This is a genomic window from Roseiarcus sp., from assembly GCF_052145395.1.
Taxonomy (GTDB): domain Bacteria; phylum Pseudomonadota; class Alphaproteobacteria; order Rhizobiales; family Beijerinckiaceae; genus Roseiarcus.
In genome coordinates, this window is sequence record NZ_JBKQOT010000296.1 from 1 (window position 1) to 11,350 (window position 11,350).

General features: G+C 67.4%; 9 protein-coding genes and 1 pseudogene. 5 read left to right on the forward strand and 5 right to left on the reverse strand.

Annotated elements, in window-relative coordinates:
- On the reverse strand, positions 1-1,641 hold a 1,641-nt coding region (gene dnaE, locus ACLP25_RS09940), incomplete at its 3' end, for a DNA polymerase III subunit alpha (RefSeq protein ID WP_442469037.1).
- A gap of 792 nt (positions 1,642-2,433) precedes the next feature.
- Here dnaE and ACLP25_RS09945 point away from each other — a divergent pair.
- The 3 genes from ACLP25_RS09945 to ACLP25_RS09955 all read left to right on the forward strand — a co-directional run bounded on the left by ACLP25_RS09945 (position 2,434) and on the right by ACLP25_RS09955 (position 5,871).
- Positions 2,434-4,791, forward strand: coding sequence for a tetratricopeptide repeat protein (locus ACLP25_RS09945; protein WP_442469038.1), 2,358 nt, complete (start codon positions 2,434-2,436; stop codon positions 4,789-4,791).
- A complete protein-coding gene (locus tag ACLP25_RS09950) occupies positions 4,679-5,077 on the forward strand; it encodes a tetratricopeptide repeat protein (protein WP_442469043.1) in 399 nt (132 codons plus the stop codon). Before ACLP25_RS09945 ends, ACLP25_RS09950 begins: the two co-directional genes overlap by 113 nt.
- A 401-nt stretch (positions 5,078-5,478) precedes the next feature.
- Complete coding sequence (locus tag ACLP25_RS09955) at positions 5,479-5,871, forward strand: DUF29 domain-containing protein (RefSeq protein ID WP_442469044.1); 393 nt, start codon at positions 5,479-5,481, stop codon at positions 5,869-5,871.
- Between the two features lie 696 nt (positions 5,872-6,567).
- Here ACLP25_RS09955 and ACLP25_RS09960 read toward each other — a convergent pair.
- Positions 6,568-7,278 (reverse strand): annotated as a pseudogene (locus ACLP25_RS09960) (glycosyltransferase 87 family protein); the annotation flags it as partial.
- 112 nt (positions 7,279-7,390) lie between these two features.
- Positions 7,391-7,993, reverse strand: a complete 603-nt coding sequence (locus ACLP25_RS09965) for a hypothetical protein (RefSeq protein WP_442469039.1) — start codon at positions 7,991-7,993, stop codon at positions 7,391-7,393.
- Positions 7,994-8,234: 241 nt separating this feature from the next.
- Here ACLP25_RS09965 and ACLP25_RS09970 point away from each other — a divergent pair, with 241 nt between their 5' ends.
- The gene (locus tag ACLP25_RS09970; RefSeq protein ID WP_442469040.1) at positions 8,235-8,360 is read left to right on the forward strand and encodes a hypothetical protein; all 126 of its coding nucleotides are present in this window, start codon (positions 8,235-8,237) and stop codon (positions 8,358-8,360) included.
- Between the two features lie 197 nt (positions 8,361-8,557).
- Entirely contained in the window at positions 8,558-8,734 is a 177-nt protein-coding gene (locus ACLP25_RS09975; RefSeq protein ID WP_442469041.1) for a hypothetical protein, read from the forward strand.
- A 716-nt stretch (positions 8,735-9,450) separates the two neighbouring features.
- Here the strand turns inward: ACLP25_RS09975 and gspM are convergent.
- Positions 9,451-9,996 carry a type II secretion system protein GspM gene (gspM, locus tag ACLP25_RS09980; protein WP_442469045.1) on the reverse strand — a complete coding sequence of 182 codons (546 nt, stop codon included), beginning with the start codon at positions 9,994-9,996 and terminating at the stop codon, positions 9,451-9,453.
- Positions 9,996-11,054, reverse strand: a complete 1,059-nt coding sequence (locus tag ACLP25_RS09985) for a PilN domain-containing protein (RefSeq protein WP_442469042.1) — start codon at positions 11,052-11,054, stop codon at positions 9,996-9,998. The genes gspM and ACLP25_RS09985 overlap by 1 nt, the downstream gene beginning before the upstream one ends.
- Positions 11,055-11,350 lie beyond the last annotated feature (296 nt).

Below are 11,350 nucleotides of genomic sequence, written 5' to 3' on the forward strand. Positions count from 1 at the left end.
ATAAAGCGGCACGAGTTCGGTCAGCGGCCGGTCGGCGATGACGACGCCCGCCGCATGGGTCGATGCGTTTGAGTAGAGCCCCTCGAGTCGCTCTGCGATGGCGAGCATCGCGGCCACCCGCTCGTCGGCCTTGGCCGCCTCCTGGAGCCGCGCCTCGTCCGCGACCGCCTGTTTCAGCGTGACCGGATGGGCCGGGTTTTGCGGCACGAGCTTGGCAAGCCTGTCGACCTGGCCGAGCGGCATCTCAAGCACCCGGCCGACGTTGCGCAGCACGCCGCGGGCGAGGAACGAGCCGAAAGTGATGATCTGCGCCACCCGGTCGGCGCCGTAGCGGTGGCGCACGTAGGCGATCACCTCGTCGCGCCGCTCCTGGCAGAAGTCGATGTCGAAGTCCGGCATCGACACGCGCTCGGGGTTCAAGAAGCGCTCGAACAGGAGCGCGAACCGCATCGGGTCGAGGTCGGTGATGGTGAGCGACCAGGCGACCAGCGACCCCGCGCCGGAGCCGCGGCCGGGCCCGACCGGGATGCCCTGCGCCTTGGCCCATTTGATGAAGTCGGCGACGATCAAAAAGTAGCCGGGGAACTTCATCTTCACGATCACGTCGAGCTCGAAGGCGAGGCGCGTCTCGTAGTCCTCGCGCGTGTGCCCGGGGGCGAGCCCGTGATGGGCGAGCCGGGCCTCGAGCCCCTCGCGCGCCTGCCGCCGGAGTTCCTGCTCCTCGTCCACGGCCTCTCCATCCGGAAGCGCGAAGTGCGGCAAGATCGGTTTGCGGGTCAGCGGCCGGTAGGCGCAGCGCATGGCGATCTCGACGCTCGCCTCCACCGCCTCGGGCAGGTCGGCGAACAGCTCGACCATCTCGGCGCGGGTCTTGAACCGGTGCTCGGGCGAGAGGCGCCGCCGCTCGGCGGTCGACAGCAGCGCGCCCTCGGCGATGCACAGCAGGGCGTCATGCGCCTCGTAGTCGGCCGCGGCGGCGAAATAGGGCTCGTTGGTTGCGACCAGCGGCAGGCCGAACCGGTCGGCGAGGTCGATCAGCGCCGGCTCGGCCGCGATCTCGGACTCGAGGCCGTGGCGCTGCAGCTCCAGGTAAAGCCGGTCGCCGAAAGCTTCGCGAAGTCGCGCGAGCCGCGCCTCGGCGAGGTCGGGCATGTGAGCCCCAAGCGGGCGGTCGATCGGGCCGGAGGGCCCGCCGGTCAGCGCGAGCAGCCCTTCGGCGCCGAGGAGCGCGTCGAAGGGGATGTGCGCCTCGTCGCCTTCCTTGGGGTCGAGCCACAGCGACGAAACGAGCCGCATGAGATGGCGGTATCCGGCTTCGGACTGGGCGAGGAACACGATGGGCGCGCGGGCGACGCGAAGCTCGGCAAGGCGCGAGGACGACGACGGCGCGTCGCCGAAATCGACCGTGACCTGGGCGCCGACGATCGGCTGGACGCCGGTCTTCGCCAGCTTCTCCGAGAATTCGAGGGCGCCGAACAAATTGTTGGTGTCGGTGATCGCGAGCGCCGGCATGGCGTCGGCCTTGGCGAGCTTGGCGAGCGTCTCGATCGTGAGCGCGCCCTCGCGCAGGGAAAAGGCGCTATGGACGTGGAGGTGGACGAAGCCGACGGCTTTGAGAATCGACGATTCCATGGCCGCCATTGTCGCAAGCGGGCGACCGGGGGTCGAGGGGAGGGGCCTGTGGATGTCGGGGAGGGCGCGGATTTGCGCCCGTCCGCCGCGACGCGAGAAGCTGCCGAGGACCTGCTATCGCCGCCTGCGTCAAGCGCCCAAGCGCAAAGGGTGCGCGGCCCAAGCGACAAGGGCGTCGAACCCAAATCCACGCCAACTCACTGCAAGGGTCGTCCCCTTGCCGTTTTCAACGTTTTCAAAAGGTTGCGCCTGATCCCGAGTGCGTCCGCGAGAAGCGGTCGCTCAGGGCCCTTCGTAGCCGCGCTAGCCGAGCGCGGGCGGCCTGCCATTTTCAACCTGGGATCGAGCCTTTCCAGAGAGTTGCGGCGAGTTTTCCAACCCGCTTTGCGCCGCGCATTCTCGCCGGCAGTCCCGCGCTTGATCCGTTGGGACGCGGCGATCTGGAAAAGCGCACGGCGCTCCGCTGAAGTTTGATTCGACCATCGCCAAACACTAGCACGATTCCGGATTTCAGAAAAGAGAATGTTTGTCTGTCGTCAGCACCGAGGGGGCAGTCGCGCCGCAGCCCGAAGACGAGATGTGGCGGTTCGACGCCGACCGCTGCGGCGCGAAGCGCCACGCCAAGCATCAATGACGGCACCTCCAATTGTGGGTGCGGCAACCGGCGCAAATCCGCCTTAACCCGAGTCCGAAACCCTGGCCCCAGTGCAAGGCGGTTGCGCGCGGTAATCTCCGGGCCGATGATGCGCCATCGCAGACTCGTCGCTTCATGGCGAACGGCCTGTCGCGCCAGGACCGACGATGGAGAGAAAGACAATCTACCGCGTCATGGTGTCGAGCACCTACAAGGAGCTCGCGGACCATCGGCGCGCCGTCCGGGATGCGATGCCCGCCCAGCGCCTGTTGCCGTTGGCGATGGAGGACGACGCGGCGCTCCCCGATCAGGATCTCATCGACGCCTCACTCGCCAAGGTAAACGAGGCGGACGCTTACGTCGGAATGATCAGCTATCGGTACGGCCAGAGGCCCGTGTGCAAGAGCCGCAATCCGAATCGGCTGTCGCTGACCGAGCTCGAGTTTCGCCGCGCGGTCGCCCGCGGGATTCCGATCTGCATGTTCATCATGCATCCCGATCACCCAGTCCCGATGGCGGAAGTCGGCAAGGAAAGCGGCGCCAAACAGAAGCTCACGGCCTTTGTCAAACTGGCGAAGAAGGATCGCATCTACGCGGAGTTCAAGTCTGTCGACGATCTCCGGACAAAAGTGGTGCAGTCGCTGGTCAAGCTGCGTGAGGTCCTCGACGGTCGCGTCCCGCCTAGCGAGCCGCCCGCTCAACCGCAACAGGCGCCGACTTTGCCGACCATCCCGTCGGAAGGCGGCATGAGTAAAGCGGCCGCGCTCTCGAACATCCCAATCCGCGTGCCCGTGCACTTCCTCGGCCGCGACGACGCGATCGCGGCGATCGACGCGGCGCTGACGCCGCGCGCGGGCCGGATGGCGATCGCGGCGCTGCAGGGGCTGCGCGGCGTCGGCAAGTCGACGCTCGCCGCCGCCTACGCCGAGCGGCGGCGCGCGGACTTTCGCGCGACCTGGTGGGTGAGGGCGCAGACCGCGGACGGCATGAGCGCCGATCTCGTCGCGCTCGGCGTCCGGCTCGGCTGGGTCGCGGCGGACGCGAAAGAGGTGGAAGCCTTCGAGGCCGTGCGCGAACGGCTCAAGGACGAAGGCGAAGGCGTCCTCCTCGTCTATGACAATGCCATCGACGCCAATAGCGTACGGCCTTTTCTGCCGCTCGGCGGCGCGGCGCGGGTCCTCGCCACGTCGAACGCGCCGAGTTGGCGCGGGATCGCCGAGCCTGTCGAAATTGCCCTTTGGCCGAAGGCGGTCGGCGCCGATTATCTCGTCGCCCGCACCGGACGCGCGCGAGAGCACGCCGAGGCCAAGGCGCTGTCGGAGGCGCTCGGCGGCCTGCCGCTCGCGCACGAGCAGGCGGCGGCCTATTGCGAGCGGCTCGGGATTGCGCTCGCTGAGTATCGGCGGCGCTTTGCGGACGCGCCGGCGCCGCTGCTCGACGCGACCAAGGACGCCTCGCCCGACTATCACGGCGGTCTGACGGTCGCGAAAGCCTTCGCCCTCGCCATTGAGGAGGCCGCAAAACTCCATCCCGCCGCCGAGCCGCTGGTCGCCTACGCCGCGCTGCTCGCGCCCGAACTGATCCCGCTGTTCCTGTTCGCCGATGCTCGCCAGCAATTCGGCGAGCCGTTCGCGTCGGAGATCGCGGGCGACGGATTGGACGAGGCGGTCGCGGCGCTGCGCGCCTTCGCCCTCGTCGATCGCGAGACGATCGCGGACGAACGCGATCCGTCGGTCACGACAGAGACCATCCGACTGCATCGGCTGGTGCGCGTGGCGGCTGCCGGGCGGCGGCAAGGGGACGCCCTGGAGGGCGCGCGGCGCGTTCTCGTTAACGCAATGGTGGCGGTCTATCCGCGGACGGTCGACAACGATCCGAGCGTCTGGACGCGGGCGCGGCGACTCGACGCGCTCGCACTCGATCTGGTTCGCAGTGAGGCTGTGCCCGGCGGCGCGGAAACGTCCGCATCCTATCTTCTCGATCGGCTTGCGACTTACCGGTATCTCGCGCTTGGGGCCTATTCCGAGGCGCGGCCTCTGTTCGAGCGCGCGCTCGCTATGTGCGAGAAGGCGCTCGGCCCAGAGCATCCCTCGACCGCGACGCGTCTCAACAACCTCGCCGATCTGCTCCGGGCTCAGGGCGACCTCGCGGGCGCTCGGCCGCTGTACGAGCGGGCGCTTAAGATCGACGAAGCCGCGTACGGCCCCGAGCATTCAGAGGTCGCTACGGACCTCAACAACCTCGCCGCACTGCTTCGCACTCAAGGTGACCTTGCCGCCGCGCGGCCGCTCTCCGAGCGGGCGCTGGCGATCAAAGAGAAGGCGCTCGGCCCCGAGCATCGCTCGACCGCGACGAGCCTCAACAACCTCGCGCTCCTGCTTCAGGCTCAGGGCGACCTCGCGGGCGCTGGCGATCTACGAGAAGGCGCTCGGCCCCGAGCATCCCTGGACCGCCACGAGCCTCGACAACCTCGCGCTCTTGCTTCGTGCTCAGGGCGACCTCGCGGGCGCGCGGCCACTCCATGAGCGGGCGCTGGCGATCTTCGAGAAGGCGCTCGGCCCCGAGCATCCCGACACCGCGAGGAGCCTCAACAACCTCGCCAGCCTGCTTCACGGTGAGGGCGACCTTGCCGCCGCGCAGCCGCTCTGCGAGCGGGCGCTGGCGATCTTCGAGAAGGCGCTTGGCCCGGGTCACCCTTCGACGAAAAATTCGGCTCGCGGGCTCGCCCTAACGCTCGACGCCCTCGGGCGGGGCGACGAAGCGGCTGGGGTGCGGGCGCGGTATGGGCTCGACGGCGGGGCGACGACTTAGTCCGCGCCAGTCCCCGCCCCCCTTGTGGGGGCGGGTTAGGGTGGGGGGTCGCGCCGGGCCTTTGAAATTGGAGGCTTGGCGAAAGGCGCAAAGGGAAAAACGGGACCTGTCGGTTGTCAGGATGCCCAAAATGTCGAGGGTCGGCCCGTTTTCGGCCAGCGTTCATAGGTCGGCGCGACCCCCCACCCCTTCCCGCCCCCACAAGGGGGGCGGGGGTTCCGACGGCGCGTCCTGAGCGCTCTGGTCCGTCTACCGGGCGGCGGGAGGTGCGGCCACGCCGACGCGGATTACGCCGCCTCGATCGTTTGCGCGGCCTGGGCTCCGGGCTCATAATTCGAAACATCTCTTTTCGGGCGCGAAAAATGTCCAACGTCTACGAGAGCGACTTTTACGCCTGGGCGATGGAGCAGGCGGCGCTTCTGCGCACCCGCCGGCTCGATGCGGCCGATATCGACAACATCGCCGAGGAGATCGAGAGCCTGGGGCGAGGGGAGAGGCGCGAGCTTGTGAACCGGCTGGCGGTCCTGCTCCTGCATCTGTTGAAGTGGCAGTTTCAGCCGGGGTTTCGCAGCCCGAGCTGGAGCGCCGCGATCCGGGAGCAGCGCATAAGGCTGCGCGATCATCTCGACGACAACCCGAGCCTCAGGGCGCATCTCGACCAAGCCTTGACCCGCGCCTACCGGCTCGCCGTCATCGGGGCGGCGCGAGAGACGGGTTTTTCCGAAAGCGCGTTTCCGCAATCTGCGCCCTATCCATTCGAGCAGGCGGCCGACGACGCGTTCTGGCCGGAGTGAGGCCGGCCCAGTCTCCGCCCCGATAGCCCGTCGATAGACGGGCGTCCTTCCGGACGACCGACTTGGGAAGGGCGCGGCGGCCGCGGCCAGCGGAACGAGCCAGACACCGTATTGCGGGCTGAACACTTTTCCGAGCGTGATGACGGCGAGGAGGCAGACGAGGCTCGCCTGGAGGACGGCAAGAAGGCGCTGGCCTTCGTCGCGCGCGTCGCGCAAGCGCGCCCATGCGAAAGCCCAGCTTGCGGCGATTCCGGCGAGGAGCAGCAGGCTCGACAGCGCGCGCAGAGCCGGTTCGGCCGGCGAGACCGCGTTCATCGAGCCGTAGGCGAAGGCCTCGCTCATGAAAGACGGATCGAAGCTCCGCGCGAGGATGAGCAGACCGCTGTAGATCGTTTCGATCTGGATCGGGCGCGTGCCGTGGTAGGCGAAGGCGTCGAGGGCGTGCGGGCCGGCGATCAGGACGTAGGCGAGGCCGGCAAGCGCGACCGCCGCGGCGAAGCCGGCGAGCCAGCGGGCGAGGGGGTGGCGCACGCCCTCATCCGGCGCTTCGCGCCACCTTCGCCGTGAGGGGGAAGGGATGGACGGCGCCGCTGCGCCCGTCTCCCCAAGGGAGAGGGCGGCGGCCGAAGGCCGACGGGTGAGGGTCATAGGGCGCGACCCTTTCTCATTCAGCCTCAGCGCAACCATCACAAAAATCGGCGCGAGCAGGATCGGGACGCCCTTCAGCGCGACGGCGAGGCCGAGCGCGGCTCCGCTGGCGGCGGGGCGGCGCGCCGCGAGCGCGGAAATGGCGGCGGCGATCGCCAGCGCCACCCAAGGGTCGTATTGACGTACGGCGATCATGCCGAGGGAGAGCGTGAGCAAAATCGCGTGGGCGAGCGCCGCCTCGCCGGCGCCGGGCCGCATGCGCTCGGCGGTCCGGACGGCGAGCCAGACCGCGAGCGTCAGCGCCGCCTCCATGTCGAGCGCGAACAGGCGGACATAAGTCTCCTCGTCGTGCGTGAGCAACGCCGGCAGCAGCGCGGCGGCCATCATGCCTGGCGGGTATTCCACGGCGAAATCGCGCCACGGGACGAGCGGGCGGTCCGGGGTCGCGATGCGGCTCGGGTCGGGCGGCCCTTCCGGCCCCGCCTTGCCGGCGGCCCGCACGAAGTCGGCCGGGTAGGGCCGGCCGAAGGTCGCCTCGGCGTAGGCGAAATAGCGCTCGACGTCGCCGTCGTCGCGCAACGTCGTCATCACCCGTTCGAAAGGAGTCTGCCGTTGGCGCAGCGCCTTCCAGTCGGTCGGCCCGGCGTCGCCGGGGCGCCGCCAGGCTTCGAGCGCGGATCCGAACACGTTCAGCGCGCCGAAGACGACGAGGAGCCAAACGAGCCAAAGCCGCGTGCGACGCTGAATCGGGAGGCGCATAGCGCGAGGGTCTGCGGCTCCGCTCGCGCGGGGCTGACCGGCGGTCGAAGGGCGCTCTCTTCGGTGCGGTCGTCGAACGAGTCGGCCGCGATCGGCGATCGCGGCTACAGGATTATCGACAGCGCGGATTCGATCCGATCTCGAGGGCGTCGACGGCTCGGCCGTTGGCGTTGGCGACCTGCACGCATTCGCGGGTCGCAGGATTGAAGTAGATGCCGAAGATCGCGCCGCCGACCACCGTGGTGCCGACGTTCCGGTATCCGTAGGAGGCCATGGCGGTCAGGACCTGCGCAGGCGCCATGCCCCGGACGTTGGGGACCCCCGCCGGCCGGGCGGCGTTGGGGACCCCCGCCGGTCCGCCGCCGCTGGGTCCCCAGCCGGGTCCGGCGCCGTTGGGGCCCCAAGGCGGGCCCGGCGGGTGTTCGCCACCGGGTTCGCCGCTGTCGGACTCCCACCCGGGGCCGGGGGGGCGCTCGCTGTCCGGTCCGCGCTCCTGCTCGCGCTGGGCCGCGCGGCAGCCTTGCCTGTAGGCGTGGCTGTCCTCATCCTGGTCGTATCGGCCCGCGAGACAATCGTAGTAGCCGCGGCTGTATTCGCGCGGCGAGGCCGCGGCCGGCGACGCCAGTGCCAAACTGAGCGTTCCCGCCGCAACGGCGATCCGAATCTTCATGAGCTGGGCCCCCCGGACATTGAACAGGCTGAACGCAAGGGCCATACGAGCCCGTCGCAGTCAAGCCGCGATTTCGGCCGCGAACCGGCTCTCGGGCGCGCGCTTCGTCGCCGCGCGCCCGGCCGACATTCCCGACGTGGCGGCGCTCGCCGCGGTTCTGCGCTGCGCGTTCTGAAGGTTGCGCCCCCTCGTAGACGCGGTCGTCGACCTCAAGCATATACACATCTTTTTCCGCTTCGCGATTTGTTGGATTTCGGATTCAGCAGCCGCAAGAAAGCGGCGCCCGATGGACGCCGCATCAGGGGCCAGCCGCGGAGGTACGCACGCCTGGATGCTGGCGAACCTGTTCGCGGCCGGGTTTCTGCCGGAGATCTGGACCCTGACGCAGGGACCGGTTGCAAGCGCCGGTTGACCGCGGGCCGCTATCAGGTCGCTCGCCATCGTGCGCGGATCAAGAACGAGGTTCATGACATCTTGCACGCTGACGCGCCAAGTGTTGCCCGGCGAGGAACCGGAGGCGACCGGCCGGCATTTGCGCGAATTCGATCGGCTCGCCGAGGACCAGTTCTCGACCGAGTGATCGCCGCCATCGGTCGTTCGAAGGGCGGGATGACCACCAAAATCGTGGCGCTCACCGATGCGCTCGGCAATCCCCTGGTCAGCGCCTTCGCTTATCGCGACAACCACCATCGACTCACCGAGCCCTTGGCGATCGCGCCTCAGCCGGTCACCTCGGGCGTCTCAGCCAAGCGACCACGCCGTTTCGGATATGCTCAGCCGGCTTGACAGGGGATCGTCTTGGTGTCCACGCTCGTATTGCTGCAAATGTGTTCGGCGGACCCATGGACGTTAGACAAATTCTGCCCGCGGGCGCCCTATTCCTCACGATTGCCGCGTCCGATGGCCTGAGCGCATCACCGCACGCTATGGCGGCTCTTGAGGGAAATTCTCAGGAAATCGAAATCGATAGGGCGGCTGAGGGAGACTCTATCGTTGCGAACGGCAAGGGTTCAGGCGGCGTAGACAATCCGTTCCGCAACATTCCCCTGGAGTCGCTGTCGGCCACGAGGGAACGGCCGCTATTTTCCGCGACGCGTCGTCCTCCGGCGTCAGCGGCGGCAATCCCCGCCCAGAGCGCGCCGCCGCCGCCTCCCCAAGCGCAAGCACAAGCGCCCGTATCCTCCGAACTCGAGGGACCGCCTCTGACTCTGATGGGAACAATTACCGGGCCAGAACATCCAGTGGCGGTTCTGTTCAACAAGCTGACGCGGACCGTGTCGGCGACCCGCGAGGGCGATGAGGCGCTTGGGTGGCGGATAACGACAGTCTCAGCGCGATCGGCGATCGCAGAGAAGGACGGCGTTACGGTAAGGCTCAATCTCCCTCGACCGGGGGATGCGGCCGTTTCCAGCCCGACGACCGCTCCGAACCCATGAGCCCGCCTTGGGATTGGCGGGATGCTTTGGCGATGCGGCTGCGGTTCGCCAACAGCATGAAACCTATCACTCAAAGGCCCGCCACTGACCCACGACGGCGAGCGTCATTCGGAAATGGCTGGTCTCAGGCTCGCCGAAGTCCTCCGGTGACTGGATTGAGAGCTTGTCGACGAACAGATAAGGGGTTCCAGCCTCGATTTCATAAAGGATCGTCTGAAGCCCCGATTGATCCACCTCAATACTGGCCGTCAACCTCACGAATCCGTCTTTGGCGTCTGGGCCGTCCGGTTCGACCTGTGAGGATGTGAGGGCGCCGCCTGACTTTTCTACCGTGTCCTTGATGCGCTGCTCCAATGTGGCTGCCGCGATCGTCATGGTGCGTCCGTTCAGAAAAAGCGACTGCCCCGCTTCGTCCGGCGTGCGAGACGGGAGCCGAGGCGAGCGTCTGGACAATTGATCAAGCCGCAAGGAGGCTTGTGCGACGCGACCGCTCCTGGTCTTCAGGTCGTCGATCAGCCCCAACGATCCGACAAGGAAAGCAGCAACGGCGCCGAGGTAGACGGCCATGGCCAGCCTTTGGCGGAATGTCGCTGATTGTCCCTTGGTTTGCATCAATTTTCATCGCTCGTTGCGAATGGCGGCGCCGGATGAGCCTCAATGTGAAACGTTTCGCTCCCGTTCGGCGCCTGGATCGTCGGGGCGAAGAACGTCGCGTGGGAGAATCGGCCCGACTGTTCGATAAGTCGGATCAGCGCCGGTGAGTCGTGGGCCAGGCCGACGATCTGGACGTTTCCGTCCTCGATACGCAACTCGGTCAGGTGGGCTTCGTCCGGCAGCGCCTTCGACAACTCCTCGATGACCAGCACAGCAGAGGCAGTCGCGCGCTTGCGTGCTTGAAGCGACTGGATGGCCTGATCGAACGCCGATCCCGTTTGCTGCATGAGTTCCGCGCGGCGCTGGGCGATTTGGTCCTGAAGCGCTTTTTCGCGGGCTTCAAAATATTCGCCGGCGACGAGCCACGTCCCGAAGCAGACAAGGATTCCCAGAGCGGCGACGCCAAATCCGATTGCAAGGCGTCGTCGCAGCCGCTGGTCGGCGCCCTGATCCGCGCGATGGAACCAGACCGGAATGGCTGTCGACGCCTCCTCGGCCCGCGTGGACACTTGCACAGAGCCCGCGCGGCTGGCGACGACCGCGCTGACGAACGGCTCGATCAGCGCGCGATCCGTCGCAGCGACTGTGACAGCAATCCGTTCAGGGCCGGCGTCCGAGGGCGGGCCCCATCCAAAGGCGGCCTCCGCGGCGATCCAAGGCGTCAGTCGGTCGATCTGGGACCTGACGACGCCTTCAAGGAACTGCTCGGCGCCGCGTGGCAGTTCGAGACTTCTGAACACAAAGCGCGAGGGGGAGAGCACGACATTGACCTGGCTTCGAACGAGAAACTCGCGGCCGGGACCAGTGATAGCGCCCTGATCAAGCCTGAGCGGGGCCTCGCCCAACGGCGTCGCGTCGCCGCGGCGCAACTCGGCCGCAAGAAACGAACCGTCCGCCTGTTCTCGCAGTTCGATGGCGTGCGGCCGCCGAAGTCTCAGGTACGTGCGGCTCATGCCAACCGCCACGTCATCGATCCAGCGCGACCAGTGTTCGATAATCTTCGATCTTACGTTCATCGACCGGGATCCCACGCTATTGGCGTCGGCCCGTCGAAATCATCGCGCCAGGACAGAATGTCGTAAGGCTCGCCCTCGCCATCCCTAAGGCGAAAAACGACCTCGGCATGAACCCGTCTAGTCGTTCCAGCGTTGCCACGCGGGCTTGATCAATGATTGCTGGGTCGGCACTTCTGCCTGTATCCCTTGCACCGGCAGCGTCACCTCATCGGCGCACAGATCCACAATCGGCAGCTTCGGCACTTCTTTGTCCTTGTGGACCAGGGCCATGTACTCATAGTCGAACTTGCGGTAGC